This window comes from Mesorhizobium humile (assembly GCF_033977215.1).
Classification (GTDB): domain Bacteria; phylum Pseudomonadota; class Alphaproteobacteria; order Rhizobiales; family Rhizobiaceae; genus Mesorhizobium; species Mesorhizobium humile.
Genome location: NZ_JAVIIV010000029.1, coordinates 35370 through 62194 on the forward strand (window position 1 = coordinate 35370; position 26825 = coordinate 62194).

Below are 26825 nucleotides of genomic sequence, written 5' to 3' on the forward strand. Positions count from 1 at the left end.
ACTAGTCGGTATACTTACATGATGAGCGAAGAAGCCAATCCTACCCGAAAACGCCTCGTCGACGCGGCTACCAAGCTGTTCTATGCCGAAGGCATCGGCCGCGTCAGCGTCGACGCGGTGGCCGAGAAAGCCGGGCTTACCAAGCGCACGCTCTACTACCATTTCAAGAGCAAAGACGATCTGATCGCTGCCTATCTGGACGGCCGCGACCAGCCCAATCTCGAGCAGATGGCCGGCTGGTTCAACGCTGCGGCGGGCGGCGCGGACAAAAAGGTGGAAGCAATCTTCACCAACCTGGCGCGGGTGGCCCGCCACCCCAAATGGAAGGGCTGCGGCTTCCTGCGCACGGCGGCCGAGCTGGCAGCGACGCCCGGACATCCGGCTGTGAAGGCTGGGGCACGACACAAGACCAATTTCGAAAAATGGCTGGCAAGCGCGCTTTCAAGCCACGATGTCGACGAGGCGAAAATGCTGGCGCGCGAGATCGTGCTTTTGATGGACGGCGCCTTTTCCAGCATGCTGATCCATCACAATCCCGACTATGTCGCTGCTGCCGGTCATGCGGCCGCGACGCTGATACGGGCAAGGATGACAGGCAAAAGCTAAGCCGGACCGGTAGCGCTCCCTGCGCTCCGGACGAGGCGGTCGAAAGGCCAGCGTCTCATAACCAGGCCAGCCAGGCTGTGCCCACAGCAAGCGTCACCAGCGTCAGCGGCAGGCCGACCTTGAAAAAGGCGGAAAAGGAAAGCTCCTTGCCGGCCGCCTTTGCCTGCTCGGCGACGATCAGATTGGCGACCGAGCCGAGCAGCGTGAAGTTGCCGGCAAGCGTCGAGCTCATCGCCACGACCAGCCAGGCGCGCTCCGGGTTTTCCAACCCGGGAATGAAGGGGCGAAGCGCCAGCACCGCCGGCACATTGCTCATGATGTTGGAAAGCACCGCGGTGAAGCCGGAAAGCCGCCAGACATCGTCGAGGCCGATGTTCTTGGCCCAGGCGATCATATCGGGCGTGAGTAGCGTGCGCTCGGCGCCCGCCACCACCACGAACAGGCCGGCGAACATGAAGAGCAGCGGCCCGTCGATCTCGCGGTAGATGCGCCGCGGCTTGATTGCCCGGGTGACCAGCAGGAAGGCGCCGGCAATCAGCGCTGCCTTGGCGACAGGAACGCCTGCAAAGAAGGCGATCGCCAGCAAGACGCAGACGATAGTGGCCTTGAGCACCTGCCCTGGCAGCATGCGGCCGCGATAGACTTCCGGGCTGAGTTCGGCAGGGCGGGAAAATTCTGCGCGGTAGACGATGCGCACGATGACGATGACGCACAGCAGGCCGAACAGAGCCACCGGCGCGAGCGCCAGCGTGAAGGCCGGATAGGAAATGCCGGACAGCGCGCCGATCACCATATTCTGCGGGTTGCCGGTAATGGTGGCGACGCTGCCGCAATTCGAGGCGGCGCAGGTGGCGATGAGGTAAGGCACCGGGTTGCGGTTGATGACCCGTGTGACGTGGACGACGATCGGCGCCATCACCAGGCAGATCGCGTCGTTGACCAGGAAGGCCGAGAGCACGCCGGTCAACAGCGTCACCATCACCAAAAGCATGAAAGGCGCATGGGCATGCTCGATGGCAAAGCCGCCGAGCGCCCGAAACGCTCCCGAGACCTTCAGATGCGCCACGACGATCATCATGCCGAGCAACAAAGTGATGGTGTCGAAATTGATGGCTTTATAGGCATCCTCGATGCCGATCGCGCCGATGGCGATCATCGCGGCGCCACCCAGCAGCGCGATGCCGGCTCGGTCGAGGCGCAGGCCAGGAATGCGGCCGACGGCGACGCCGGCATAGGTGGCGACCAGGATGAAAAGCGCGCCCGCGCTGGTCCATGTCATTGCAAGAGATTCCCGTTGCCTGCCCTGCCCGCCAGAATCTGTCGACGCTCGGGCGGCACCACATTTAACAAGGGCAGCGCAAAGGGAAAGCACGCAAGCGCGTGAAAGCCTTATGTCGCCTTCATGGCTTTCACATTCATAAACCCTAATGTAAAGAATAGTGAATTAACATATGTGACCGATAATCCAGGCGTTGGGGACTAAACGGATGAACACGGTCGTTGAAGCGGAACATCGCGTCCCGTCATGGGAGGAATTGATGCGTCCGCAGGAATGCTCCCGTTGTCATGGGGCCAAAAGAGTTTTCGTTTGCGCCCGCTGGCTGAGCTCGAACGGCCATTGCTGCCCGGGAGGCACGCATCGGCTGAGTTGCCCGGGACACAGCATCGCCTGCCTCGAATGCAGCGGGCGCGAGAACTAGCAGGATCCAATGGATCTGCCGCCGGCCGGCCGCAAACGCCGAAGCGCCATCCCGTACCCTGGCATCTGCCGAGGCCGTGATCATCAAAGTTTGACATAGCCAGGCCTGCCTCGCCTGCCGCAATCGTTGCCTTACGAACCGACTATTGCCTTGCGCTTTGCCGCCGCCTACCACTTGGCGAATTTCACGGTTTCCTTAGGCCTGACAAAGCAATGATTGTCCGATTGCGACGTGCCCTGCGATGGCAAGCGCTTCCGCTCCTTGCTGGCTTCGCCGTTGTCGCGCTGATCATCGCCGTGCGCGCCATTCTGGCCGAAACGCAGATCGCAGACCGCGACGCCAGCCTAGAAGCGATCGAAGCCCAGCAGTTGCTCTCGAGCCTGCAATCGCTCGCCCAGGACGCCGAGACCGGCCAGCGCGGCTATCTGCTGACGGGCGAAAAGAACTACCTGCTGCCATATCAGCATGCGGTCGAAGCGCTGCCGGCGCTGCTCAAACGCATCGACGAGATGTTTCCGGCAGGCAGCGACAGGGCGCAGCTGGTCGTCGGCATCAAGGATGCGCTCGCACGCAAACAGGCCGAGCTCGCGGAGACGATCAGGCTCTACGACACGGGCAACTCGGCGAAAGCGCTGGACATCGTGCGCGGCGGCAGGGGCAAGCTGGACATGGACCAGATCCGCGCCAATATCGACGCGATCCGGCGCATCGACGGCGCGAGCCTTGCTTCCCGCGCGGAGCGCATGGAGCAAATCGAAGGCTGGTTGCGCGCCGGCTCGTTCGCCGCGCTGCTGGGCATCTTCCTGCTCGCCATCTACACGATCCGCCAATCCAGTCGTCGCTTCCAGGAAGTGGCAACGGCGCAGGACGCTTTGAGCGCCAAGAACGCGGCGCTGCTCAGCGAGATCGAGACGCGTGAAAAGGCGGAGTCGCAGCTTCGCCAGGTGCAGAAGATGGAGGCGGTTGGCCAGCTCACAGGCGGCATCGCGCATGATTTCAACAATATGCTGGCCGTCATCACCAGCGCCATGAACCTCGCGCAGCGCAAGCTCGCCCGCGGCGAGCATGACGTGCAGAGCTTTGTCGAGGCGGCGGCCGACGCCGCGGCCCGCGCCGCCAATCTCACGGCCAGGCTGCTTGCCTTTTCCAGGCAGCAGCCACTGGCGCCGCAGATCGTCGACGCCAATCGCCTTGTCACCGGCATGTCGGACCTTTTGCGCCGTACGCTCGGCCATACGGTCGAGATCGAGACGGTGCTGGCGGGCGGACTCTGGAAAACGCATGCCGACCCGAGCCAGGTCGAGAACGCGATCATCAACCTGGCGGTCAACGCGCGCGACGCCATGGACGACAAGGGCAAGCTCACCATCGAAACGGCCAATTGCTTTCTCGACGAAGCCTATGCGGCGGCGCATCCGGAGGTGAAGGCAGGCCAGTATGTGATGATCGCGGTGACCGACACAGGAGCCGGCATGTCGCCCGACATAATAGCGAAGGCTTTCGAGCCGTTCTTCACCACCAAGCCCGTGGCCAAAGGCACGGGGCTCGGACTCAGCCAGGTGTTCGGCTTCGTCAAGCAATCAGGCGGCCACGTCAAAATCTATTCGGAACCCGGCGAAGGCACGACGATCAAGATCTATCTTCCGCGTTTCACCGGTCCGGAAGAGGCGGCAGCGCCACCAAAAGCAATTGGTAGGAGCGATGTCCCGGCCACCGAAACCGTCCTGCTCGTCGAGGATGACGCCCGCGTGCGCGCTTCGACAGCCGCCGCGCTACTGGAGCTCGGCTACACCGTCGTCGAGGCCGCCAGCGGCGAGGAGGCGCTGCGCAAGCTGGGCGAGAATGCGGCCATCGGACTGATGCTGACAGACATCGTCATGCCGGGCATGAACGGGCGCCAGCTTGCCGAACAGGCACGCGGCCATTCCCACTCGCTGAAAGTGGTGTTCATGACCGGCTTCACCCGCAACGCGGTCGTGCATAATGGCGTGCTCGACCACGATGTGCACTTCATCGCCAAGCCGTTCACGCTGGAACAACTGGCGGCGAAGCTGAGGGATGCGCTGGCGACACCCTGAGGCTTGTTTGCGCCGTGGGCTGTCAGATGCGGCCGAGCAGCACCAGGATGATCACGATAACCAGAACAAGTCCGAGGCCGCCGCCGCCGTAATAACCGGTTCCGTAGAAAGGTCCGCCGCCAAGGCCGCTGAAGCCGCCAAGCAAGGCGAGAATAAGAATGATGATGATAATCGTGCCGAGGCCCATGGTCTCTTCCTCTCTCTCTCTCTGACAGTGCGATCCCGCGCATTGTTATTGAGAAAGTGAACTCGCAAGCCGCGCGCATGTTCCGCCGACGTCGAAGCCGACTTCTGTTCTCGGACGCCACGATCAGCGGGGCGCGGTCCGCTTGCAACCATTTCGCAGCTGGCAAAAGCGATCATACCGTGGTCTTGACCACGGGTTTGGACACCTATGACCGGTTCGTCCGGCAATTCGGCAATGAATGCGACTGGCCGGAAGGGCCTGTCTCGACGACGGTTCCGACCAGGGACGGCGAGTGCCGCGTCTCTCGGGTGCGAGGAGCCGATCAACTTTCCCGACTGAACGATGCTTCTTCCGCGCCGGCGCGGAACCATTGCAACCTCTTGCGGGTTTTAGCACCAGCAGCGGACTTGCCGGGCGCGAGAGAAACGCGGCTCTGTGCATGACCGCAGGAGGAACGGCAATGCCTGAAATCGCGCGCAGCGGCAGTTGCCTGTGTGGCGGCGTCCAGTTTCGGGTCACTGGCGAACCGCTCCGGGTCGGCCTCTGCCACTGCAAGGACTGCCGCAAGACAAGCGGATCGGCCTTCCACGCCTATGCCGTATGGCCGCTCCGAGCGTTCGAAGCCACCGGCATCACCAGCAGCTACGGCACCCGCAGCTTTTGCCCCACCTGCGGAAGCCGCGTCCCGTTCGTCGGCGATGACGAGGCCGAGGTCACGATCGGCAGCCTGGACGTTGCGCCAACCGAAGGGCTGGTGCCGAGCTACGAGCTCTGGATCGGACGCCGCGAGCCCTGGTTGCAAGCCCTCCCCGCGGCGCGCCAGTTCGAGCATGACCGGATCGCCGATGATTCGCCCGCGGGCGCTGAAGCCAACCTGGAGCCACAGCAAATGTCCGCCTAGGATGAGATCTTGGCGGACTTTAGTCGGAACGATAACGACCTTCAGTCCAACGGTGCCTCCGGCGCGTCCGGAAAAACGCCCGGCCGTGGACTGATATGCGCGGACTTTTCTCGAAGTTTCGCATTTTTCAACCACCGGTCGGTTTGCCGGCCAATCAGCTGACGTTAGCATTTTGCGATGCGCATGAGGCCGTTAAGCCGGCCCGGTTCCAGACAGCAGCACGCAAAGATTTTTATTCGTTTTACAAAATATAAGAATTTTCAGCCATGCTTCTTGCGGAAATACAACCTCCGGGATTGTTTGCCTGCTTGTCCGCTTCGCTTACCATGTGAAATACCAAGCTGCGGTTGCAATACCAAAGTAAAAATTCTTTCGGCTCAAGAAATTTTTTCTTAGGCCTCCTTCTGGTTATATCAAATATGACATTCCGAAATGCCATCGGCAGCAAGCCTTATGACTTCCGGCCTTGTACAAAAGGCCATCTTTGTTTCTTTCTTTTTTTGCTACATAGTGCTGTCGAATCTTGAAGCCGGACGGGGCGGTTTTCATGACGTCGGCACCTGAACACGGCCGCAACATGCATATGCGGTATCCACCGATCGACGGGTTCTGGACCTGGGACATCAAGCGCGACCGCGTCTATGGCGATGCCAATCTTTCAGATTATTTTGGTCTGACACTCGACGAGTTCTCCCATGGCGCTTCGCTTGAACGATGCATGCAAAGCATCGACCAGGACGACCGCTCAAGGGTTCGGTTGGCTATCCGCAAGGCCGTGGAGCGCAAGTCCGGGTTCAGGGAGGTCTACAGGGTCCATTCCGAAAAGATGGGGTTGCGCAAGATCCTGGCCGTCGGCCAATGCTACGTCGACGGAGTGGGCGAGGCAGCGCTTTATCCTGGCTGGTTCGTCGACCTGACGAATGGCGCCGTGTGCGAGGAGCAGGCTCTGCGCGAGATCCAAAACCATGTCGGGCAGGCCAAGGACATAGCGCGATCGATCGGACACGACATGCTGTCCTATCTTCTGGACAACATCGAAGAAGAGGTGGAGCAACGGCTTGGCGCAGGGCTGGGGAGGCGAAGATCGTCCTGAAGCAGCTTTCGCCGATCGTTCCCGGGTTAGCTTCTAGGCCGCTTGCCGCGCCTGCCAACTTCAGCCGCGACCATGCGCGCGAAATGCGACTGGGGCGATCGGCGCTCGATGAGCTTGGCCCGATCCAGGGCCGCATCGCCGTAAAATTCGATCAGCACGCCGGCGGCCTTGGCGGCGTCGGCTCTCAACCGGCCGAAATCGGCTTGCCCGGTCTCGTTCGAGGGCTCGCTCCTGGCAATCACATCGAGCATGGCTTGCAACTTGTCAGGAGTGCTGCCCTCGTCTTCGTGCATGGTCGCCATCCGATTGGGCGCGTAAAATATCGACATTTCCGCGCGATGTCCAACAGGTTCGCTGATCGAGCGTCAGTGCAACCGGGTACAGCTTCACCGCGAGCAAAGCGACAATCTTCGTACAAGCATAGTGAGCCAAACTTACCGCACCGACATTTGGGGGCACCCATGGACCAGCCTAGCAAAATGGAAAACCTGCAGTTCGCGCAGGGGATCTTGCGAGAACTTCGCCAGAAGGCGGAGGCAGATGGCGAGAAGCTTCTGACCTACCTGATCGATATGGCTTATCTCGAAGCCAGCGACCGCATCCGCGCCCACTGGATCGGCAGCCACGAACACGAGGGCCGCCGGGCCAAGGGCTGAGGCCTACCCTTCCGGGACGACCGGCCGGAACGCAAAAAAGCCCGCCATGCCTTCCGGCATGGCGGGCGGATCAAAGCGCTTGAAAGCTATGTCAAACAGCCCGGTCGCTGTTTATGACGCGGCCGCATGCTGGCGGACCGGAAGCTTCCAGCCCGGCCGCGCGAAATGGCAGGTGTAGCCATTGGGATATCGCTCGAGATAGTCCTGATGCTCGGGTTCCGCTTCCCAGAAAGGCCCGACCGGGGCGAGCTCGGTGACGACCTTGCCGGGCCACAGGCCCGACGCTTCGACGTCTGCTATCGTGTCCTCGGCGATCTGCTTCTGTTCATCGCTGGTGTAGAAAATCGCCGAGCGGTAGCTCGCGCCGATATCGTTGCCCTGGCGGTTCCTTGTCGTCGGATCGTGGATCTGGAAGAAGAATTCGAGCAGCGTGCGGAAGCTGGTCTTGGCCGGATCGAAGTTGATCTCGATCGCCTCGGCATGGGTGCCGTGGTTGCGGTAGGTGGCGTTGGGGACATCGCCGCCGCTATAGCCCACTCGCGTCGAGATCACGCCGGGCAGGCGCCGGATCAGATCCTGCATGCCCCAGAAACAGCCGCCGGCAAGGACCGCGCGTTCGGTGGAAGAAACCATGTCACACCTCCTTTGGATTTGCACCATAGATAGGCGTTGCGGCCGGATTCTTCCAGCGGCTCGAGCGGGCTAACGGCTGACGCAGGCACCCAAGTATCCGGCGTGGACCATCTGCCCGTCAATGTTTCGAATATGCCTGCGCGGCTTCGACCCCGCCGCGCTCAATCCTCCCGCGCCTGTTTGAACCGCCGCACCACCACCTCGAAGACGATGTCCGAGATCCACATGGCACAGACGCCGATGAGGAAGGCGGCGGCAAGCGTGGTGGTGTCGTCGGCTGTATCCGGCATCGGCAGGCCGCTTGCCCGAACCCAGGCGACGACAGGCAATGTCAGATAGGCGGCGGCCAAGGCGCCGCAGATGGGCGAGGCGACCATTTCGCGCAGCTTGTAGCGATGGCGCGACAGAGCCCGCAACACGCCGCCGGCGAGCCCCGCCGCCACGACCTGGCCCTTGATGCCCAGAAGATCGAAGATGTCATGCATCACGGCCTCCAGCCGCAGAGCTTTTCGCCCTTGCGGTTGTGGGCAAGCAGCGCCCTCGCCTCCTGGCCGGACAGGCCGTCGACGGCGCTCGCGGAGAGGCGCATTGGCGAAGCCACGGCGCAGAATCCGCCCTTGGCCGTCGTGCAGCCGGCAAGCGCGGCGACGATAGCGGCGACGATCAATCCCTTGCCCATGACTTCAGCTCCTTCCTGACCGCTGCAACCGGCAAGGCGCCGATGTCGTTGTCGACCTGGTCGGCGACATTGCGGGCCAAGGCCTCCGCCCCAGCCTGCTTGCTACGCTCGGCCCGCGCGCCGGCGAGGCGCTGGTGGAAGCCCCAGCCGAGCGCGCCGACGAGGCCGGCGCCGATAGCCAGGATTGTCGGATTGGTGAGAAGCCATGCCAGCAGCGCGCTCATAGCAGCGCCCCGATGAGAAGACCGGCGACAAAGCAGGCGGCGCCGACGACCACATACGGCCTGATGGCTTCGATATAGGCGGTGAGCAGTTCTTTGAGATTCTCCATGTCAGTGCTCCCAGCCGAACCGGCGCGCGAGCAGGTGCCACCACTCGGCCGTGGCGGCGATGGCGAGACCGAGACCGGTCTCCAAGGTCATCTGGATGTCGGGGTCGGCGGAAAACGCCGAGGCGTCGTCGGCACCCAGAAGGCCACGAGCGACAAGCACGCCCGCGCAATAGCGCAGGGCGATGCGGATGATAACGGCAATCATTGGCAGAACACTCCGAAGAGATTGCAGGGAAGATGCGTGGCCCAGGCGGCCAGTGAACCGAGCGCCAGCGCGATCAGCGCAAGGATGCCGGTTGCTTTGGTGGGCGATGCGGATTTGGGTGGCGTGGCGGGCGCCCCACCGCTGGCATGCGGCCCAGCGTCCCAGGGCGGCGCGGTTGGCGCGGCACCGTCGGCGGATGCAGGCGCCGTCGGCGCGGATACCGTCGTCGTCAGCGGCGCGGCCGACATCAGCAGCGCCTGCCGGCGCACCGAGGAGACACGCGCGCTCCAGCCTCGGCCGAAGATTGGCCAGGTCGGCAGCTTTTCGAGGAAGGCGAGCCGCGCGTCACACAGGGCATCGATGACGACACCGGCGGGTTTTGCCCCTGCCGCGGCGAGCGTGGCCGGGCCTATGCGGCCGTCCTGGACAACGCCCAGCACGGCTTGCAGATATTTCGCCGCCCTGCCCGGCCCCGAGTTCACGGCGAAGTCGAAGACCGCATAGTCGACGCCGGCGGGAAGGTCGGCGCCGGCGACGGCATCCCAGTAGAAACGGCGATAAACCGTCGCGACCTGCGCGTCGCTGATAGCGCGAAGGTCGGCCTTGGTGGCATTGGCTTTCACGTAGCGGCGGAAATTGGCCAGCGTGACGCCCCTCATGGTGGCGCCGCCCGGATCGGCGGGGTTGTCCGACCAGCCGCCTTCGGATTTCAGGACGAGCGAAAGGGCACGCGCGAAGTTGCGGTCCATGGTGGTTCCTCAGTGGGAAAGATTTCGCCGGCAAACAGTGCCAGCGGAGCAATCGGAGTTTTAGAAAAACGCCCGCCGGGGTTGGTTGTCCTCGGTAGCGGCGTTGCCGGGCCACGCGAGGGGTTGGGCAAGATGAGTTCGGTATTAGCCGAAATTAGCGGGTGCCCGTGCTGCGGCGGCACCGGCACGATGTTCAAGTGTCCGGGATGGCAAAGCTCGAACGGCCATTGCTGCCCGGCAGGAACACTGTGTGGCGTGCGAGGGCACGGGTGGGATGCGAGCGGCTGAGAGGTCGGTGGTGGAGTGGATGGTGTGAGGATATTGCGAGGCCGAGTGTCGCCCAGTTTACATTGTCATCGTTCACATAGCTGATGGCAAGCTGCCTGCAACCAAGGGCCTCCACAGTCGTTCGTCGACTACCCGACCTAACTATCTACCGTTCGGGTCCGCCGAAGAAACCAATTCATAGTTTGGGTTTTCGGGGTTGCCGACGGAGCATGCCAATGATGGCGAACACAGCCCGTTCGAGCACGCGGCCAGGTAACCAAAGTTCTCTGCCAGCTATACGCTTGTGCATGCGAATAGCCGCAATTCCATCCGCATAATAGTTCGGCTTCCGTCCGATCCGACGGAACCCGGCCCTCTGGTAAAAGCCGATAGCCCGATGATTGTCAGCACGCACCTCGAGGCGTAACAACCGATACCCTCTGCGAGCAGCCTCTCCCTCTGCCGCGTTCAGAAGGGCCGTGCCGAGGCCTTTTCCTCCCATCTTCGGCAAGACCGCGATGGTACGAAGGTTTGCCGATGGCTTTCTCTGACGAAACTGAATGAGGCAGAAGGCCACAATTCTGTTGTCCATCTCTGCGACCAAAACATCGCCGTTTTGCATAGAGACAATGTGCTCCAGCCTTTCACGTCCCAGCCAATCGGTTTTGAAGGCTGTCGCCTCAATATTCGCGACGGGCCCAGCGTCGCCCGCCTGCGCAGCGCGGATGTTCACAGCGTCAAGCCTCACAACACCATCCATCACTTTCCGTTTCAATATCGTGAAATTGACGTTGGCGCAGACATATGTACATAGGCGACCGTCAAGTTCCTCCGTGCCTTCGGTCTGTTTTGCCTGGTACGGCTCGAACAGCCGCGTCTAGACAGTTGGCCAGCGGCGCTGAAATGAGGACCGCAACGCGTCGAACTCGGCCTGCGACAACATCTTGTCAAACATTAGGAACCCATGTATCTGCCGCCCGCTGCCGAGGAAGGAACTGCCGTCTGATGTCATCCCAAGTTTTACTTGAGTACTGGCTGCAGATGTTGAGGGAGTAAAGGATGGAGAAGTGAAGTTTTGGAACTGATACGTGCCGTTAACATATCCAACGAAGTCCCTATTTGTGTCTGAGTTATATTTCATCCCTACCGCTGTCATTAGCATTGTATTGGCTAGCATGGGACTTCCTGTAGTTATCAGCGCTGTTCCAAGCGCGTTGCTGCCATTTCCTAATCGAAAATTAGGCTGGTTACTGCTTATGAAGGTGGAGACGCCGATATCGTTGTTGGCACTGAGCGCCCTCGTTCTCGTCACAAAGCCTGCACCATAGGATGAGGTGAACAGTTCCATCGTGATCGCGGTCCAGTTCCATCCGGACTTGTGCAGGCTGTCGAAGAAGCTGTCGTTAGCGCCAGCTTTCTGAAAGCCATCGCCGCCATCCGACGAGAAGTATTCTCTGGCGCTCTCCCTGCCACTGACCCCGTTAAATGTAGGATCGTCCGTGGATATGGAGTTGCTGGACCCGAGGGTGAAATCTCGCCCATTTCCGCTCACGTCAAAGAGCGTCTGCCCATTTCCTGTCCAACTGTTCTTGTCGCCAGGGTCTAAGCACAGGGCAAGAGAGGCTAGCAGGCCGGCGTCCTTAACCATTTCTTTGATGGTGCGCTTGGGTCTGTAGATGCGTTGCGGGTTGAGGAATGGTATCACTGCAGTGCCTCGATACTAGCCGATACGATGCCATTCAGCTTTGTGATATAGAGGTTGAACTTGGCTCCATTCGCCGTCGTCAGCGCATTGCCCCCAGGCGTCATAGCGAAGCCGGTGAAGGCGACTGCGCCGGCCGAGACGTTGTTAACGACCTGTACGATCATCGTATAGTCGCCGGCCTGCGTAGGCGCTGCCAAAATGAAGGCTCCGCCATTGGTAATATATCGTAGGTTTCCACCAAGTGGGGATGGCGTATAGGTACCCGTGGATTTGGTGCCATCATTTACCGCCGTCGAGGTAAATCCCGCGGTGATGCCGAGATTATCTACCGCCTTCTGCATCATCGCAGCAGCAATCTCCGAAAGCGTGTCGAACGCCGCTGAAACTCCTCCCAGCACTACATCGATCGCTGCCTTCACGAACCCCGTCGTAGCAATCTGGGTCGTATTGGTTCCAGGCGCAGCGGTCGGCGCTGCCGGCGTACCAGTGAACGTCGGACTGGTCTTCGGTGCGAATGTCCCATCCACATACGCTGTCGTCGCTATCTGGGTGGAATTGGTGCCGGCGGCCGCCGTTGGCGCCGTCGGTGTCCCGGTCAAAGCTGGACTGGCCTTCGGCGCCAGGCTCGCCACCGCCACGCCGCTGTCCTTCATCACCTTCCCGGTCGTGCCGTTGAACGTGGCGACGTTGTCGGCTGCGGCTGAGGCCGGCCCTGCGACCAGGCTTCCCACCGCGACGCCGCTGTCCTTGCCGGCCTTGCCTGTCGTGCCGGCGAAGGTCACGATGTTGTCTGTCGCCGAACTGGCCGGGCCGGTGAAGTCGCCGCTGCCCAGCCCATCCGCGCCTTTGTCGCCGGCACGGGCGAAGATCAGCCAGATGCCGTCGGCGGTCGTGGGCAAGGTGCCGGCGCCGCTCACGTAGGCAAGCGTCAGTTTTCGATAGCGTGTCGCGGCCATCAAATCGTCGCGCAGCTTCACCACCTGGCCGTCCTTGCGGTGGTAGAGGCGGAACTCCTCGAACCAGGCGGCTAAGGTCGAAAACACCTTCAAGCGGCCGGTCTGCATGCGGTCGAGCATATCCATCAGGCCGGCCTCGACCGAGACTGAGCCATCGGCGAAGCGGGCGTGGCCGGTCAGCATGTTCAGCCCATGCGCGGCATATTGCTTGGCCAGCGCCACGCCGGCGCCTTCCAGCGTCTCGCGGCGGCCGTCGCGCGGCCAGGCGAAGGGCAGCCACTCGCCCCAGGCCTTCAGCGCCAGCGCCTGCATGGCCGGCGTCTGCTGGGAGGCGCGGTGCGCCTTGGCGACGTAGACGACATCGGCCTCGGTGTCCCAGGCAAGCTCGACAGCGGCCGACGGATGGTCCCAGCCGAAATCGAGCGCGCCGATGCGCGGCCACCAGCGCGGCAGTCTGAACGGCTCGCAGGCGATCGTCTCCTCCGCCACCGGAAAGATGCGGCCGGAGCCCAGCACCGGAATGCCCCGCGCGCGGGCTTCGCGCTCGTGCTCGGGATAGGCCGCGATGATCTCGGCACGCTGCTCGGGCGTGTAATGCCCGGCATCGTCGATGGTCATGAAGGTGACGTGTCGGGACATGGCAAGCTCCAGTTCCTCGCCCGCGAGAGCGGGGAGAGGTGGCGCGGCGAAGCCGCGACGGAGAGGGGACGGCGCCGGCTTTGATGGGAGAGCTGGTGGCTGTTCGCCGAGCCTGTCGCTTTAGGAAAGCCCCTCTCCGGCCGCTGCGCGGCCACCTCTCCCCCCGCTTCGCGCGGGGCGAGGAAACAAGCTCAGCCCTTATAGCCCTCGTTGACGCAGTCGTTCTTCCAGGCCCAGTCGAAATCGGCCTGCGACATGGACGAGCCAAGGCCCGGCTCGACGTAAGGGCCGGCACCGTCGATATAGACGATGAAGCGCACTTCCTTGGTGAAGATGCCGACCTTGCTTATGACGACGCCGCAGGTCTGGCCACTCACGCTGTCGCCGGTGAGATCGACGTGAGAGAAAGTCGCCGCGGGATTATTGATCAGGCCGCGCATCCTGGCTTCGGCCGCAGCGATGGCATCGGCGCGCCAGTCGCCGCTGGAGCCGGAGCAGGCCGAAAGCAGCGTACAGAGAAGAAGCAGGTTGGGTATCGGTCGCATGTCGGCTCCGGATCGCGGTCGGAAGCTACTCGACCTTCGGTTGCAACCAAAGCGGCATCGCAGATCATGGTTTCGGCGCGGTTTCGCGAAGCTCGGATTCCTCGCCCCACGCAAGTGGGGGAGAGGTGGCGCGGCGAAGCCGCGACGGAGTGGGGGCAGCGCTGGCTTTTGACGCAAGAGCGGAAGCTGTTCGCAGAGCTTGTCGCCCTACGAAGACCCCCTCTCCGGCCGCTGCGCGGCCACCTCTCCCCCGCCTTGCGGGGGCGAGGAACCCAAACCCTGAACCGCCTCCGCCGTCAAAAACCTGAGCACCACGTCGCTCATGCCGAGCAGCGGCGTGAAGGTGACGATCGTGATGCCATCCGTGGCGTTGGTGCGCGTCAGCCCCTCGGAATAGATGTCGAGCGGCGGTTCCTCGTCGAACCAGACGCCGTGCAGCGTCTCGCCCTGCCACTTCTCGCGGCCCTTTTCGTAGGACTTGAAGGAGAGCACGCTTTCGCCGGCCTGAACGTCGCCGCCACCGCCCCAGCGCACGACGACGCTGTCCAGCGCTCCCGGCGCGCCGCGGCCCATCACCGTGTCGGCGATGGCATCGGCCGGGATCATGCCGGTGCCCCATTCGCTTTGCTGTTGCGGCGGGCCGACCAACACGCGCTGCGGGTTGTCGCGCGTGCCCTCACCGGTGACGCCGGCGGCCCAGAGCCGCACCGGCCGGTCGAACACTTTGCCCACCCACCAGTTTGGATAGCGGCCGGTCAGGTGCATGGCCCATTCGGCGCCCCCTGCCCTGGTCTTGCCGAGCTGGTTGCCGGCCATGAACAGGCGCTCGCGGTTCATTGCGCCTGCCGCGTGAAAATCAGCCTGGCGGTCGTAGGGCGCGTAGGCTGCAAGGAGGTCACGGCGACGGCGCCGGTCCAACTCCTCCAGTAGCGCCAGATACGTCTGCATCGCTGTCGAGGAACGGCCTGAGGTTCGCTTCGAGGTCGTGGATGCGCTTGCGGATCTCCTCATCGTTCAATTGCTCGAGATTGTTCTTGTCAGCATCGAGATCCCGCGGAAAATCCTTGGGCAGCATTGTCAGCACGACCTTCAGGTACTGCTCCGGTTTTTCGGCCCGCACCGCGGCGATGACGCCGGCGCCGTGGGCGCGGAAGTCGGCGCGCAGCGCGGCGGCGAAATCGTCGACCAGCGTCTTTCGCGGGCGCTTCGGGCGGATGGGCGGAGCGGCCCCGGCTTGAGGCGTTTTTGGCTTTCGGCTTGCCCGTTTCTCGCCGCTGCGGCGCCTGCTGTCGTCAGCCATGAGTGGCCGCCTGCGATGGCACGGCTTTCGCCGCCTTTGGCTTGCGGACCTTGCGCGCCGGTTTTCTGCGCGGCTTTGCGCCGGCCTGCTTGGTGGGCCGGGCTTCAGTAGCCGCCTCCGCCGCCTTCAGCTTCGCCGTGACCGTGCGGACCGCGGACGGGCCAAGGCCCTGGCGCGGAAAACCGAAGCCAGCAACCGCATCGACCGTGCCGCCGCGCACCATGCCAATGCGCACGCCCGGCGCGACCTGTTCGACCCGGCCTGATCTCTGCGGCAGGCTTGCGCCTTCGAATTCGCCGATGGCGCTGACGATTTCGGCGCCGTCATCGGCGGTGATGATGGTGGCGTAGCGTGGCATCCGGGCCTCGGGCAAATGTTGGAAGCGTCGCATTCCGTCGCGCTCAGCTCTCGAAAGAATGGATGGCGCCGAAAAACAAAACCCGCCGGGCGGCGGGTCGTTGGCGCAAATCAGCACCATGGACAAAATAGTAGCATAGCTGCCCTCACAGGGCAATGGCCTCTAGGTACATTTTCCTATTTTCCGGAAACCTGCCCTGCCAACCAACATCGGCGAAACACCCGCGCGCTACAGCCGCAGATTGAACCATCAGCCGAACGCCGAACGAAATTTTGTCGGAACCAACCCTGGTCCGATGGGTTCCACCTTTAGTCGCAACGCGACAGACGACGGTTCTCGCAACAGAGGAGAAGATCATGCTTACGAGGATTCTTGCAGCTTCCGCCCTGACCATCGGCCTCGCCACGGCGGCGATGGCCCAGAGCACCGGCACAACCGGAAATGATGGCAGCGGCAGTGGCCAAACCATCACCGTCGACCCCAAGACGCCGGCCAATCCGTCGCCTGACCAGGCCGCACCCGATACCGGCACGACCGGCAGCGTCAGCGGCGGCGACATGAACTCGAACGCCGACAAGAACTGCTCGAACAGCCCGCAGGGCGCACAGGGCGATGCCAACAGTACGACCGCCGGCACGATGCAGCCCAACGTCAACGACAAGAATTGCGGCAAGTAGGCTTTGGGCGCATCACCACGCGCAATGGCCGCGGAACCAGTTCCGCGGCCATTGGTAAGCAGGCCAACACCCTCTACCCTTTGCAAGATTTCGGGCGGAACCATGCGGCTTGCCGGCCGTTTCAACGGCGAAAAGGAGAAAACCCATGGCAGACAACGAAAGCACGACCGGCGGCGCAGCGAACGGCAGCGGAACATCGACGACGAGCTCTGCCCGTCCACGCAGCGCGGCGTCGCGAAGCACTGGCGCGTCGCGCAGCGCCGCTTCGCGCGGCAGCACGCGCTCTTCCAAGGCATCCGAAGACGCCATGAAGAAGCAGATTGCCGAGCTGAAGCGCGAGGTGAGCCGGCTGAACCGCGCACTTTCCGAGCAGGCCGAGGAAGCCGCCGAGACCGCGCAAGGCTGGTATCGGAGCGCGGCCGACCGCGCGTCAAATCTCTACAGCGGCGCCTCCGACCGCGCTTCGAACCTCTACACCGGCGCCACCGACCGCGCGTCGCGCGCGGCAAGCCAATTGCGTACCCAGGCGCAAAGCGTTTCGGAAACGGTGCAGCAGAACCCCGGCACCTTCTCGACCGCGATGCTGATCGGCGGCCTGGTCGGGTTGCTGGCCGGCATGGCGATCAGCCGAAGCTCCGACCCCGAGCCGGACTGGCTGCGCCGCTGGCACCGATAAGATTACCTGCCCTGGCCGCATACAGCCAGGATGGTCAAGGGTAGTAGCGAAGGCTGCCTTGCGGCCGCGCGGAGGAAAGGCCGGGCCGTCGTGCCCGGCCTTTCTCTTCCCGATGTCAGGCTTTTTCCTTTCAAGGTTGTGCCGTCCCTGCCCCATTGCTGTGGCCGGTTGCCCCCGGGCTGGTCATTAGCCGGGGCTTATGGGATCATTCCCCAAAGGAATCGCGGAGAGCGGCATGGACAGACCTGCCATGGCATCCGTCTTTCGGATGCGGCATGTGCCTGCAAGCATTTCGGGTGTTCGCAGCCTTGGCCGGGGTCAGGCCGATCCGATCTTCCATTCGAGACCACTCGGCGAAGCGATCCGCTTCATCGCCCAGGCCGAGGGCCAGTACGACCTTAGCGCCGTCGCCGTCTTCTATGGCGACCGCCAGACGCCGCCGCTCGGCAACCGCGAGATCAGGCAGCTCTGGAGCGAATATGGCGAGCGGTGGATGGAGGCCTGATCCGCGTCGGCTTCCCCTCCCCGGATCGGAAACGCCCCTCATGCGTTCTTGAGGCGAGGTCAATGGGAGGAAGCACCATGAACGTCGCCAATCTCCAGCTCGAGGGCCTATTGATGGCCGTCGCCGCGATCAACCACGTGCTCGTCAAGAAAGGCGTGCTCAGCGTCGAGGAGATCGATATCGCGCTGCGCAAGGCCGAGGCCGGCGAGACCGGCGAGGAGCGCTCCGAGGCGATTTCCGCTTCGAACCGCGACGCCATCAATTTCCCGATCCGGCTGCTCGAGCTCGCCAACCAGTGCCAGCCCGAAGCGGACATGCCGTCCTTCTCCAAGCTGGCGCGCATGGTGGGCCAGATGAAGGAGCCGTATAACGACCAGATGTGAGGTGTGGCGGGAGGTGCCCTCGCCTTGAAATGCTAGCGCTGCCCCTCATGCGCCCTTCGGGCACCTTCTCCCCGTACAACGGGGAGAAGGAAGAGTTCACGCCCGGCCCGGCCAGCCCTGCTTGAGCGCCATCACGCTGCCCGGGCCATGCACGGCGGCGTAGAGCAGCCCGGCGGCGAACGGGAAATGCGACATGAAGGCGCCGAACTCGGCCTGGTCTGCGGTCCAGTGCGAGGGGCCGTGGAAGGCAAAGCCCAGGAACACGACGTAGACCGCGCCGATCAGCGCCAACGGTGTCAGATAAGCGCCGGTGAGGAAGGATATCACCAGCAGCGTTTCGAGGATCGCCGCGCACCAGGCCAGGAACAGCGGGAACGGGAAGCCGGCGGCTGCGATGTAGCCGGCGGTGGCGCCCATATCCATCAACTTGAAGGCGACGCCCATCGCGAACATGGCGGCGAAGATCAGGCGGGCGATGAGAATGGCGACGGTCTGCCAGGTCGATTGAGTGTTTTCCACGAATTTCCCTCCGGATTGTTGAAGCGGTCGATGCCCCAAGGACGGATGGAGGGGGATGGTTCCGACAGGGGGCGGGGAAAATTATGCGAGGCGGGACGCCGCGCCTCTCCTTCTCCCCTTGTGGGAGAAGGTGGATCGGCGCGACAGCGCCGAGACGGATGAGGGGTGTTCCAGCGGAGTGAGACGCTGGTGGCATCTGGAGCACCCCTCATCCGTCGCCTTCGGCGACACCTTCTCCCACAAGGGGAGAAGGGGGAGCCCTACCCCGCTTTCGCCTGTGGCGGGTGGCTGATCGATTCCCGCACGGTGCCGTACTCGGCGCCCCAGCGATCGGTCATGTCGCAGCGTATATCCCAGAGCTCGGGGAAGAAGCGGTGGCGGGCGCCGCCTTCGAGGATTTCAACCGGCCTGCCCTTCAGCGATTTCGCGCCCAGCCCGATCGAGCGGTGGATCAGATAGAGGTGGTTGGCGCGGAATTTTTGGAACAGCTCGTCGAACTCGATCAGCGCCTCGGCCACGACGTAAGCGTCGCCGTGGTCGTAATGCTCGTCATAGATGTCCTGCACGGTCAGCCCGCGGCCGTCGAGATAGGCATGCTTGAAGGCCCGCCAAAGGTCCGGCGGCAGGCGCAGCAAAAACTTGAAGCCCGGCGATTCCTGGCCGCTGCCATTGCCGAGTTGCAGGCGGATCTGCTGGTATTCCTTGGGCGACATGGTCTCCAGGAGATCTAGCTGCGCCGTCATCATGCGCATCAGCCGGTGCACGCGGCCCATCAGCGTGACGATGCGGTGCGTCTCCTGTTTCTCCAGATAGTCGAGGACATCGACCAGCGTATAGGCGATGAGCTTCATCCAAAGCTCCTCGACCTGGTGCACGATCTGGAACTGCAACTCGTCGGCGTTGACCATGTCGGAGAGCGGCTTCTGGCAGGTCAGAAGCTTATCGCATTGCAGGTAGACGCCGTAATCGCGCATCTCGGGCGTCTCGATGCGGGCGTGATAGTCCGTCTTGTCCATAGCTCATCTCCTCGCGCGGGCATGTTCGGCAGGTGCCAAAGGATATCACTTTCGGCTTGAACATTGTTCCTTTCTGTTATCCAATCTTTCGAAATCGGAGGATGATTTATCGTCATTTGAGGAGCTTTGGAGAACGAATCATGTTGGATATGCTCGACCGCAAGATCGTGGCGGCCCTGGAGCGCGACGCGCGCATCTCCTTCGGCGAGCTCGCCGAAGAGGTGGGCTTGAGCAAGACGCCGTGCTGGAAACGGGTCAAGGCGCTGGAGGATCAAGGCGTCATCCGCGGCTATTCCACCCGCGTCGATCCCGCTTCGATCGGCTTCGGCATCGAGGCCTTCATCCAGGTGTCGATCGACTTCGAAGTGTCGGACGCCTTCGAGGCGGCGGTGAAGAAACACCCGCTGATCCGCCGCTGCTACGCCACGACCGGCGAGGCCGACTATCTGCTGCAGATCGTCACCGTCGACATGAGGGCGCTGGACAGGATGCTGCGCGAGGAACTCAGCCGGCTGCCAGGCGTCCGCCGTACCGTCACCTCGATGGCGATGCGCGAGATCAAGGGCGACATCTCGTTCGCCGACGCGGCGGCGCATGCGTTGAGGGGATAAGGCGAGCGCCAAAATGATTTGAGACGACGGCACCCCTCGGCCGGATCGAACCGCGGGCACCAGCCGCAACGTCGGGCGTCGGGTCCTGACTTTTTCTGGCACGGTCGAAGAACGGGCGTCGAACCGGTTTATACGTTGGGACGGGGGTACGCGGGTGACCAACATCGTCTCGATCAAAACAGGTGCTGAGCCTGCCGGGCGGCGGTCGGCGCGGCTTTTGAGGGTTTTCAACGTCATGGGAAATGCCGATATCGCGCGCCGTTCCTTTGCCGGCAGTGTTCTGGCGGCGGCGCTGCTTGCCTCGACCATGCTGCTGCCGACCACCATGGCAGTTCGCGCGGCTTCGGCACCACCGGAGCCGCGAGACGCTTTCCACCAGGCGATGAATCCGCAAGCCATGTTGCAGGAGGCCAAGCGTGCTCTTCTGGCTCAGGCCGCAGGCGGCAATGGGGGCAATGGCGGCAACGGAGGTTCCGCGGGCGGCAATGGCGGAAACGGGGGTAACGGCGGCAATGGCGGTTCCGCAGGCGGCAATGGTGGAAACGGCGGCAATGGCGGCGCGGCCGGAAATGGCGGCGGCGGCACGGGCGGAACCGGCGGCAATGGCGGCTCGGCTGGAAATGGCGGCGGCACAGGCGGAACCGGCGGCAATGGCGGCTCGGCCGGCAATGGCGGCGGTGGTACCGGCGGAAACGGTGGCAATGGCGGCTCGGCCGGCAATGGCGGAGGCACCGGTGGAAACGGTGGTTCCACCGGGAACGGCGGCTCGGGCGGCAATGGCAGTTCCGGTGGAAATGGCAGTTCTGGCGGGAACGGTAGCTCAGGCGGTCATGGCGGCGGCCATCACGACTCCGGCTTCAGCCATTCCGACGGCGGTCCACGTTCCTGCGGAACCTCCCCACGGGCGCCTTGTTGACGCCGCCTGAAGCGGCACTAGGCAACGTGCCCTAAGCTCTCTGATCTTGCCGCGCACTTCCAGGGAAAGCGATAGGCGACCTGGAAGACTCAGGCAACGCGCTTCGAGCCGCAATTGCGCCAGATCAAAGGTGTGGAACGGTTCGCGGCTTCCGTGGAGCGGTGAACCGCCCTTATGGGCCGGTGCGGTAAGCGAAATCGTCGATAGCGGCCTGCCAGTAATGCTGCGTGCGGATCTCGAGCCGCGTGATACGCAGGTAGTCGGCCGCGAAGTAGACCAAACCGTTCGCGGACAGCACCAGTTGATCCTCATAGGCGGGCTCATCGCCCCGCCAGGCCTTGAGAACAAGCGTCTCGCCCTCCGCGTCGTCCCAGCCGGCGCCGAAATAGGCGCCGGTGAAATCGAACGGCTTGTCACTGAAGACCTGCGCAGGGTGTCCAGAGCTGTTGTAGGCGATGAACTCGCCCGACATGGTCGTGTTGGTGTAGCCGGGACCGTCGGTGAAGCGCTGGTGCATGGCAACGAGATTGTACCAGTTCAGCCCGCCATAGCCCGACGGAACCTCGAACACGCCGGGCGACGTCATCAGGTCGTCGAAGCCGACGACATGCTCCAGGGGCAGCGGCTTCTCGGCGGGTCCGCTTTTGCCCGAAAACGCCGAGAGCACCACCGGTGACGCGCCGACGACGACATGCCGCCGCTCAGTCGCGCCGCCGGTCGCGAAATCAACCAGCCATTCGCCTGGTGTCACGGGTGCGCTGAAACGCCCGTCCGGACCGACCTGCGCGGCGGCACTGACGCCGTCCGGCCCTGTCAGCGAAACGCGCGATCCGGCGGCGACAGCGCCGCTGATCGTCATATCCGCCGCAAGCCCGACCGGGTGCGTCGTGGTCTTTGCGATCATGTCGCCCGGCGATCCCGGCGAAACGACATAGTCGCTTTCCTGCGAGGCGTTGCCGGTGGTGACGGAATAACCTGGCGGAGGCACGACGCGGAACGTGTAGTGCCCGGGATCGACGACTTCGAAGTCGCGCTGCATGACCGACATGCGGAAGTTGGCGAAACCGCCGGCATTGGTCAATCGCATGATGGTGCTGCCGTTCGGCTTGCCGAGTTCGACAGCCACGCGCGACATCGGCCGGTCGCCCAGATCGTAGATGCCGTTCCTGTTGAGGTCGCGGAACACCAGCAGCGATGTGTTCATCTGGCCGCCTTCGAAGGAACCCCACGCGCGCCTGGGATAATAGTCCGCAGCGCCGCCGGCGCGCGCCGAGCCGCAGAGCACGGCCAGGCCAGCGACCGCGACGACGACGACGGCGCCCGAAAACAACAAATCACGCTTCACGAAATTTCCCCTTTGGCAGTCGCTGTCGATCCGGTCCCCTGGAGACGCGTGAGGACCTTGCTCACGGCATCCGCATCGAAATAGGCGAGATAGAGCAACGCCATGGTGGCGCTGAACGTGTAGACCGGCAGCGTCAGATAGATGATGGCGTGAAAGGCCAGGCCCGGCAGGACCAGATAGCGCCTTGTCGCGCGAAACGGCAGGCCAAGGGCAAGGCAATATTCGAGCGCGACCACGGCTACGGACACCATGGTGGCGGGCCAGGCAAGACCGGCCGGATAGTCCGACCCCGCGTAGAACCAGAGGAAGATCTGCTCGATCCTCGCGCCGCTGAGAAAGGCATAGTTCGACTTGTCGAAGGCGGCGAAGAAATAAAGCACCGAGAGCTGCACCACGATCAGCCGCAGGCCCCACAGATTGCCGCGCTCCGCCGGTGGCGGAAGGCCCGCGCGCTCGGCGCGCATCACCGCCAGGTAACGGTCCAGCGAATAGGAGCGGTCGCAGGGCGTGAGCGCGATCAGCAACGCGGCGACGGTAAGCAGATAGGTATGGTGGTGGGTCCAGGGCTCGCGCCCGAGCTCGAAGCCGAAGTAATAGTACATCGCCAGCCCGACCGCGCCCGTCCAGACGGCGGCGGCGCGGCTGTGATAGCCAACGAAGAGCAGCGTCGTGGCGACGAAGAAGTTGGCCGCCAGGAACAGGCCGGCCGGCGACTGGTCCATATAGAGCAGCAACTCGCCTGCCCAGCGCGACCAGAACAGCATGGCCAGGCCGATGCGGATCAACGCGGATGGCCGCGACGAGCCCTCGGTGCCAGCCGCCCAGTCGGCAAAGCGCCGGGCAAAAGCGTGCATCGAGCGCAAGCCGGACCGGTCGCTGGCGGCGTCACTCGGCGCAGGCATTTTCGGCATCGGTATGGATGGTCTGCCAGCCGCTGCGCGTGCCTAGCCGGGCACGGACTCGGATATCGGCGCCCTGCCCGGCGACCGTGCAGAGCCGCTTGATGACGGAAGCCAGTTCGTCGCGGTTCTGGATCCACTTCAGCTTGCCGTTGCGAGGGGCGCCGAGCATCTCGAACCGGTCGAGCGGGACAAGCGCGCCGTCGGGCCTGCGGGTTTCGAAGGAAGCGTCGATCACGCCCAGCCCGATCGCGCTGAACATGGTCCAGGAGCGAAGCCACGGCGATTGCACCCCGAAGATTTGCTCCGCGGCGGGTCCGGCGATCATGAAGGCGGCGATCGCCGTGAAGGCGACCAGCCGCAAGCGTCCCGCCGACAGCCGTCCGGCAGGCTCCGTGCCTGTTCCAATCGAGATGATGTCCGCCACCCGCGCACCCCCGTCCGGACTTATAGACCGGATCAGCACCGTTCTGCGACCATCCCAGAAAAAGTCAGATCGCGGCGCACCTATAGGCAGAGAGAGCGCGAGGGAAAACTACGGATGAAATTCATTGGTGAAGCCAGGCTCTGCACGAGCAGCCTTGGCGACGCGTGCCGCCTCTTCCTTCTCGGCATCGGCCTTGCGCTTGGGGCATTCCTCGAAGTCATGGTCGCGGCCGCCGCAATAGGAGCAGCATTTGGCGGGGGTGTCGGCGTTGAACATCGAGGCCATTCCCAAGAATGCACGAAAAGGTTTCCGGTTGCAGCAATTGCGTGAAGACGCCGCTGCATTTCAGCCCGATGCCCCAAAAATGTTCCTGCCAGTTTCAGGAGCTCGCCGCTCGCGCGGCGGGCTCCCGTTCAGTCACCGCTCACGCATGCGCGTGGGGATGACGGAAGTCCCAGACGGCCCAGGCCGAAGCCACGACCACCAGCACGCCGAGAGCGACATGCGTGGTCATGACATGCGTGTCAGCCTTGAAGCCCAAAAGCCAGGGCGACACGATCAGCCAGAGCCCGAGAGCCAAACTTACCCATTCTTCCCACTCGGCGAACACCGAAAACATCGCCAGCGCCAGCGCGCCGAGGAGAACGCCGACAATCCAGGCGTTCCACGCGGGCACCATCGCCGCGGTGAATCCGATGACCCAGGGGGAGATAAACAGGCAAATCGCCAGGACCAAGGTGATCCAGTCGAGGCTCTTTCTTGCTTCCATCATTGCCATGACAACCTCCATAGATGAAGCTTGACCAAAGCAACTGCATCCGCGTGGACATTGCACGCTCATTATTGATGTAATTACGCTTTTACCGCTCTGCAAGGAGCGGGCCGGGCCGCGGCTTGTACCTTGCCCAATGCCTCCTCATCTGCCTCCTATGGTCAAACTCACCGCGCTCGGCATGTTTGTGCTCACGATCGTCGGGGTTGCGGGTGAGCTTTGGGGGCTTTGGGACTATTGGAAAATGGCATCGTTTCGCGCGCAGCCGGCAGGGCCATGCGCCTATACCGATCATGATGAGGTCGACGGCGCGCCGACCCATGTCGCGCCGAGCGAACCGGCACGCACCGAAGACATCTTCCTGAAGGCCGGCGTGCAATTCGGTAGTCTTCCGGGCAGGTCTCTCAAACGCTGAAGTCGTTCTCGGTGTCGGCCCCTAGTTGCGGCACGACGATTGCCTCGAGCGGCGCGTCGAGCTCCCACTTCACGCTGCCAGGCGCACGTTCGAGACTGGAGGAGCCGCTCAGCGCCTGTGGCGCCACCCGCTGCAACACCACCGTGCCAAAACCCTTGCGGTCGCCGAAACCGGTGCGCTCACTCGTCTTGCGCGCCGCTCCGTCGGCTGTCACGCCGGACGTCTCGTGCCAGAGAAGGTGAAAGCGGCGCTGCGCTTCCGGTCCGCTCTCGACCTTCCAGGTGATTTCGACGCGGCCGCCCTCGCCCGCCAGCGCGCCGTATTTGGACGAGTTGGTGCCCAGCTCATGGAAGGCCATGCCGAGATTCTGCACCGCATTCGACTGCAGTGTGAGGAGCGGCCCGGAAAGCGATATACGCTCCTCATGGCCGAAAGGCTTCAAATGCTCCTGAATCAGGTCGAACAGGCTGGCGCCGGCCCATTCCGAGGTGACAAGCAGATCATGGGACCGCGACAATGCCATGATGCGGGATCGGATCATCTGCTCGAACTCGGCCGGATCGGTCGAACGCTTGCTGGTTTCCCTGACCATCGACAGGATCACCGCGAACTGGTTCTTCACGCGATGGTTGACCTCGCGCATCAAAAGCCGAATGCGGCGCTCACTTTCCTTGGCGGGGGTGATGTCGCGGGCGATTTTCGAGGCGCCAACGATTTCCCCCGCGCTGTTCTTGATCGGCGAAATCGTCAGTGAAACGGTGACCAGCGAGCCGTCCTTGCGCCTGCGCACCGTCTCAAAACTCGGGATGCGCTCGCCCTTGCGGATGCGGCTGATGATCTCGGTTTCCTCGCCTTGCATATGCTCGGGGATCAGCATCAGGATCGACTGGCCGACGGCTTCTTCGGCGGTATAGCCGAACATGCGCTCGGCCGCGTGGTTCCAGTCGGTGATTATGCTGTCCAGATTCTTGCCGACGATTGCGTCGTACGAAGAATCGACGATCGCGGCCAAACGCGCATCGGCATTTGGAGCGTGTTGGAACGTCCCCCCGGAATTGGTCATGTAAGGTAATTAGGGCCGGCCGGAGTCAAGGCAATCTGACGCGAGCGAGAACGCATTTGCTCAGGGCTTCGATTCGCTGGGGCCATCGGCGACATTCCGGTTCGGTGATATCACACCGAAATCCTGCGACCTTGCGCCCGTGTCAGCGGTCAGAAACCCATCGGATGCCAGCCCACGGCGCAACAGCTCGCGGACCGCGGCCGAACGGCTCGGCATGCGCTTTTCGAAACGCCAGTTTTCCAGCGCCGCCAATTCCTCGTCGGTCAGCATGATCTGCAACCTTTGCGGCCGTTCAAGCTCAGCCACTTCCGCCTCCGCTGTGAGTTAGTATGTGCCTCACTATGAGTAGAAGTAGGAAACGGCTCATGAAGCGTCAAGGGGGGATGATTTGCCGATGGGCAACGAAGCTAACGATACTCAGGATGGGGCGAAATCACATTTGATATATTATGCTAACCAACTGATTTATTTATTGTTTTTAACATTTGTGTATTGTCAACCGCTCTCCTCCGGCGCATGGTTGCAACAGAGGGATAAACCCCCGCGAAAGGAGGGTTTTCCAATGATACTAGGATTTTCCAACCAGTTGCGCGATGATGCTCATTGCAAGGTCCAGCAGGCCCTGCGGACGAACGGCATCGTCAACATCATCCGGCTTGCCGAAGAAATCAGGCTCAAAAACCTCGCCGACAACATCGCGCGCGAGGACATAGAAAGCCTGGTGATGCAGATTGCCCAGCTTTACGGGGCGCCGATCGAGTTCGACGACCAGGCCCTGACGGCGCTCGACCTGCCGCAGGCCCTAGGCGCCGACAATCGGAACGACCTTGAGAGGGCTCTTTGGGAGCGCTCGCTGCCCGACGCGCCGGTCAACCTGCTGCAGCTGGACAAATAGCTGTCGGCGCTGCGGTGTGGGGAAAGCGGGGCGGTTCCGAAGAGGCCACTAAAGCATGTCTCCCGAAAGTGGGCCCGGTTTCGGGACAAAGACATGCTTAAAATCAAAAACTTAAAGC

General features: G+C 62.8%; 38 protein-coding genes. 13 read left to right on the top strand and 25 right to left on the bottom strand.

The window, feature by feature from the left end; translation table 11 throughout:
- Positions 1 to 21: 21 nt before the first annotated feature.
- Positions 22 to 606 carry a TetR/AcrR family transcriptional regulator gene (locus tag RFM52_RS29485; protein WP_320298447.1) on the top strand — a complete coding sequence of 195 codons (585 nt, stop codon included), beginning with the start codon at positions 22 to 24 and terminating at the stop codon, positions 604 to 606.
- Between the two features lie 55 nt (positions 607 to 661).
- Here the strand turns inward: RFM52_RS29485 and RFM52_RS29490 are convergent, their stop codons facing one another.
- On the bottom strand, positions 662 to 1885 hold the full coding sequence (locus tag RFM52_RS29490; RefSeq protein ID WP_320298332.1) for an anion transporter: 1224 nt from the start codon (positions 1883 to 1885) through the stop codon (positions 662 to 664).
- Positions 1886 to 2530: 645 nt separating this feature from the next.
- Here RFM52_RS29490 and RFM52_RS29495 point away from each other — a divergent pair.
- Positions 2531 to 4384, top strand: coding sequence for a CHASE3 domain-containing protein (locus tag RFM52_RS29495; RefSeq protein WP_320298333.1), 1854 nt, complete (start codon positions 2531 to 2533; stop codon positions 4382 to 4384).
- A gap of 22 nt (positions 4385 to 4406) precedes the next feature.
- Here RFM52_RS29495 and RFM52_RS29500 read toward each other — a convergent pair whose 3' ends face one another.
- Positions 4407 to 4571, bottom strand: a complete 165-nt coding sequence (locus RFM52_RS29500; protein ID WP_320298334.1) for a DUF3309 family protein — start codon at positions 4569 to 4571, stop codon at positions 4407 to 4409.
- A gap of 460 nt (positions 4572 to 5031) precedes the next feature.
- On the opposite strand from RFM52_RS29500, the gene RFM52_RS29505 reads away from it, so the two are divergent.
- Together RFM52_RS29505 and RFM52_RS29510 are read left to right on the top strand one after the other, a co-directional pair.
- Complete coding sequence (locus RFM52_RS29505) at positions 5032 to 5472, top strand: GFA family protein (RefSeq protein ID WP_320298335.1); 441 nt, start codon at positions 5032 to 5034, stop codon at positions 5470 to 5472.
- 523 nt (positions 5473 to 5995) lie between these two features.
- Complete coding sequence (locus tag RFM52_RS29510) at positions 5996 to 6565, top strand: hypothetical protein (RefSeq protein ID WP_320327893.1); 570 nt, start codon at positions 5996 to 5998, stop codon at positions 6563 to 6565.
- A 26-nt stretch (positions 6566 to 6591) separates the two neighbouring features.
- Here RFM52_RS29510 and RFM52_RS29515 read toward each other — a convergent pair whose 3' ends face one another.
- On the bottom strand, positions 6592 to 6858 hold the full coding sequence (locus RFM52_RS29515) for a hypothetical protein (RefSeq protein WP_320298337.1): 267 nt from the start codon (positions 6856 to 6858) through the stop codon (positions 6592 to 6594).
- Between the two features lie 186 nt (positions 6859 to 7044).
- On the opposite strand from RFM52_RS29515, the gene RFM52_RS29520 reads away from it, so the two are divergent.
- Positions 7045 to 7221 (top strand): hypothetical protein, encoded by a 177-nt coding sequence (locus RFM52_RS29520; protein ID WP_167498612.1) that lies wholly within the window; start codon positions 7045 to 7047, stop codon positions 7219 to 7221.
- 111 nt (positions 7222 to 7332) lie between these two features.
- Here the strand turns inward: RFM52_RS29520 and msrA are convergent, their stop codons facing one another.
- The 13 genes from msrA to RFM52_RS29585 form a co-directional block, all read right to left on the bottom strand.
- Entirely contained in the window at positions 7333 to 7854 is a 522-nt protein-coding gene (gene msrA / locus RFM52_RS29525) for a peptide-methionine (S)-S-oxide reductase MsrA (RefSeq protein WP_320298338.1), read from the bottom strand.
- Positions 7855 to 8015: 161 nt separating this feature from the next.
- Positions 8016 to 8339: a hypothetical protein gene (locus RFM52_RS29530; RefSeq protein ID WP_320298339.1), complete on the bottom strand. Its 324-nt coding sequence runs from the start codon at positions 8337 to 8339 to the stop codon at positions 8016 to 8018.
- On the bottom strand, positions 8339 to 8533 hold the full coding sequence (locus RFM52_RS29535) for a hypothetical protein (RefSeq protein WP_320298340.1): 195 nt from the start codon (positions 8531 to 8533) through the stop codon (positions 8339 to 8341). Before RFM52_RS29535 ends, RFM52_RS29530 begins: the two co-directional genes overlap by 1 nt.
- Positions 8518 to 8757, bottom strand: coding sequence for an ABC transporter permease (locus RFM52_RS29540; protein WP_320298341.1), 240 nt, complete (start codon positions 8755 to 8757; stop codon positions 8518 to 8520). Before RFM52_RS29540 ends, RFM52_RS29535 begins: the two co-directional genes overlap by 16 nt.
- A 108-nt stretch (positions 8758 to 8865) precedes the next feature.
- Positions 8866 to 9069: a Pam3-gp28 family putative phage holin gene (locus RFM52_RS29545; protein WP_320298342.1), complete on the bottom strand. Its 204-nt coding sequence runs from the start codon at positions 9067 to 9069 to the stop codon at positions 8866 to 8868.
- Positions 9066 to 9818 (bottom strand): glycoside hydrolase family 108 protein, encoded by a 753-nt coding sequence (locus RFM52_RS29550; protein ID WP_320298343.1) that lies wholly within the window; start codon positions 9816 to 9818, stop codon positions 9066 to 9068. Before RFM52_RS29550 ends, RFM52_RS29545 begins: the two co-directional genes overlap by 4 nt.
- A 463-nt stretch (positions 9819 to 10281) precedes the next feature.
- A complete protein-coding gene (locus RFM52_RS29555; protein WP_320298344.1) occupies positions 10282 to 10845 on the bottom strand; it encodes a GNAT family N-acetyltransferase in 564 nt (187 codons plus the stop codon).
- A gap of 117 nt (positions 10846 to 10962) precedes the next feature.
- Entirely contained in the window at positions 10963 to 11790 is an 828-nt protein-coding gene (locus tag RFM52_RS29560) for a hypothetical protein (protein ID WP_320298345.1), read from the bottom strand.
- Positions 11787 to 13385, bottom strand: a complete 1599-nt coding sequence (locus tag RFM52_RS29565) for a phage terminase large subunit family protein (protein WP_320298346.1) — start codon at positions 13383 to 13385, stop codon at positions 11787 to 11789. Before RFM52_RS29565 ends, RFM52_RS29560 begins: the two co-directional genes overlap by 4 nt.
- Before the next feature lie 191 nt (positions 13386 to 13576).
- A complete protein-coding gene (locus RFM52_RS29570) occupies positions 13577 to 13930 on the bottom strand; it encodes a hypothetical protein (protein WP_320298347.1) in 354 nt (117 codons plus the stop codon).
- Between the two features lie 207 nt (positions 13931 to 14137).
- Positions 14138 to 14767 carry a terminase large subunit domain-containing protein gene (locus RFM52_RS29575; RefSeq protein ID WP_320298348.1) on the bottom strand — a complete coding sequence of 210 codons (630 nt, stop codon included), beginning with the start codon at positions 14765 to 14767 and terminating at the stop codon, positions 14138 to 14140.
- A gap of 58 nt (positions 14768 to 14825) precedes the next feature.
- Positions 14826 to 15230, bottom strand: coding sequence for a hypothetical protein (locus tag RFM52_RS29580; protein WP_320298349.1), 405 nt, complete (start codon positions 15228 to 15230; stop codon positions 14826 to 14828).
- On the bottom strand, positions 15223 to 15588 hold the full coding sequence (locus RFM52_RS29585; RefSeq protein ID WP_320298350.1) for a hypothetical protein: 366 nt from the start codon (positions 15586 to 15588) through the stop codon (positions 15223 to 15225). The genes RFM52_RS29580 and RFM52_RS29585 overlap by 8 nt, the downstream gene beginning before the upstream one ends.
- Before the next feature lie 356 nt (positions 15589 to 15944).
- On the opposite strand from RFM52_RS29585, the gene RFM52_RS29590 reads away from it, so the two are divergent.
- The 4 genes from RFM52_RS29590 (at position 15945) to RFM52_RS29605 (ending at position 17829) form a co-directional block, all read left to right on the top strand.
- Positions 15945 to 16265 (top strand): hypothetical protein, encoded by a 321-nt coding sequence (locus tag RFM52_RS29590; protein WP_320298351.1) that lies wholly within the window; start codon positions 15945 to 15947, stop codon positions 16263 to 16265.
- Positions 16266 to 16410: 145 nt separating this feature from the next.
- On the top strand, positions 16411 to 16941 hold the full coding sequence (locus RFM52_RS29595) for a hypothetical protein (RefSeq protein ID WP_320298352.1): 531 nt from the start codon (positions 16411 to 16413) through the stop codon (positions 16939 to 16941).
- A 235-nt stretch (positions 16942 to 17176) separates the two neighbouring features.
- The gene (locus RFM52_RS29600; RefSeq protein ID WP_140640957.1) at positions 17177 to 17446 is read left to right on the top strand and encodes a hypothetical protein; all 270 of its coding nucleotides are present in this window, start codon (positions 17177 to 17179) and stop codon (positions 17444 to 17446) included.
- Between the two features lie 77 nt (positions 17447 to 17523).
- A complete protein-coding gene (locus tag RFM52_RS29605; RefSeq protein ID WP_140651970.1) occupies positions 17524 to 17829 on the top strand; it encodes a hypothetical protein in 306 nt (101 codons plus the stop codon).
- Between the two features lie 96 nt (positions 17830 to 17925).
- Here RFM52_RS29605 and RFM52_RS29610 read toward each other — a convergent pair whose 3' ends face one another.
- Both RFM52_RS29610 and RFM52_RS29615 read right to left on the bottom strand, forming a co-directional pair.
- Entirely contained in the window at positions 17926 to 18348 is a 423-nt protein-coding gene (locus RFM52_RS29610) for a DoxX family protein (protein ID WP_320298353.1), read from the bottom strand.
- 260 nt (positions 18349 to 18608) lie between these two features.
- Positions 18609 to 19364 (bottom strand): tryptophan 2,3-dioxygenase family protein, encoded by a 756-nt coding sequence (locus tag RFM52_RS29615; RefSeq protein WP_320298354.1) that lies wholly within the window; start codon positions 19362 to 19364, stop codon positions 18609 to 18611.
- A gap of 140 nt (positions 19365 to 19504) precedes the next feature.
- Between RFM52_RS29615 and RFM52_RS29620 the strand changes: the two genes are divergently transcribed.
- Together RFM52_RS29620 and RFM52_RS29625 are read left to right on the top strand one after the other, a co-directional pair.
- The gene (locus RFM52_RS29620; protein WP_320298355.1) at positions 19505 to 19975 is read left to right on the top strand and encodes an Lrp/AsnC family transcriptional regulator; all 471 of its coding nucleotides are present in this window, start codon (positions 19505 to 19507) and stop codon (positions 19973 to 19975) included.
- A 154-nt stretch (positions 19976 to 20129) separates the two neighbouring features.
- On the top strand, positions 20130 to 20891 hold the full coding sequence (locus tag RFM52_RS29625) for a hypothetical protein (RefSeq protein WP_320298356.1): 762 nt from the start codon (positions 20130 to 20132) through the stop codon (positions 20889 to 20891).
- 172 nt (positions 20892 to 21063) lie between these two features.
- Here RFM52_RS29625 and RFM52_RS29630 read toward each other — a convergent pair whose 3' ends face one another.
- The 5 genes from RFM52_RS29630 to RFM52_RS29650 form a co-directional block, all read right to left on the bottom strand.
- The gene (locus RFM52_RS29630) at positions 21064 to 22236 is read right to left on the bottom strand and encodes an SdrD B-like domain-containing protein (protein ID WP_320298357.1); all 1173 of its coding nucleotides are present in this window, start codon (positions 22234 to 22236) and stop codon (positions 21064 to 21066) included.
- A complete protein-coding gene (locus RFM52_RS29635) occupies positions 22233 to 23138 on the bottom strand; it encodes an HTTM domain-containing protein (protein ID WP_320298358.1) in 906 nt (301 codons plus the stop codon). The genes RFM52_RS29630 and RFM52_RS29635 overlap by 4 nt, the downstream gene beginning before the upstream one ends.
- Positions 23122 to 23562 carry a hypothetical protein gene (locus RFM52_RS29640; protein ID WP_320298359.1) on the bottom strand — a complete coding sequence of 147 codons (441 nt, stop codon included), beginning with the start codon at positions 23560 to 23562 and terminating at the stop codon, positions 23122 to 23124. The genes RFM52_RS29635 and RFM52_RS29640 overlap by 17 nt, the downstream gene beginning before the upstream one ends.
- 108 nt (positions 23563 to 23670) lie before the next feature.
- A complete protein-coding gene (locus tag RFM52_RS29645; protein ID WP_320298360.1) occupies positions 23671 to 23838 on the bottom strand; it encodes a hypothetical protein in 168 nt (55 codons plus the stop codon).
- Between the two features lie 148 nt (positions 23839 to 23986).
- Positions 23987 to 24340 carry an SPW repeat protein gene (locus RFM52_RS29650; RefSeq protein ID WP_320298361.1) on the bottom strand — a complete coding sequence of 118 codons (354 nt, stop codon included), beginning with the start codon at positions 24338 to 24340 and terminating at the stop codon, positions 23987 to 23989.
- 238 nt (positions 24341 to 24578) lie between these two features.
- Between RFM52_RS29650 and RFM52_RS29655 the strand changes: the two genes are divergently transcribed.
- The gene (locus RFM52_RS29655) at positions 24579 to 24749 is read left to right on the top strand and encodes a hypothetical protein (RefSeq protein WP_320298362.1); all 171 of its coding nucleotides are present in this window, start codon (positions 24579 to 24581) and stop codon (positions 24747 to 24749) included.
- Here the strand turns inward: RFM52_RS29655 and RFM52_RS29660 are convergent.
- Entirely contained in the window at positions 24739 to 25761 is a 1023-nt protein-coding gene (locus RFM52_RS29660) for a sensor histidine kinase (protein ID WP_320298363.1), read from the bottom strand. The genes RFM52_RS29655 and RFM52_RS29660 overlap by 11 nt on opposite strands.
- A gap of 111 nt (positions 25762 to 25872) precedes the next feature.
- The gene (locus RFM52_RS29665; protein ID WP_320298364.1) at positions 25873 to 26118 is read right to left on the bottom strand and encodes a hypothetical protein; all 246 of its coding nucleotides are present in this window, start codon (positions 26116 to 26118) and stop codon (positions 25873 to 25875) included.
- Positions 26119 to 26206: 88 nt separating this feature from the next.
- Between RFM52_RS29665 and RFM52_RS29670 the strand changes: the two genes are divergently transcribed.
- The gene (locus RFM52_RS29670) at positions 26207 to 26707 is read left to right on the top strand and encodes a hypothetical protein (protein ID WP_320298365.1); all 501 of its coding nucleotides are present in this window, start codon (positions 26207 to 26209) and stop codon (positions 26705 to 26707) included.
- Positions 26708 to 26825: the final 118 nt, after the last annotated feature.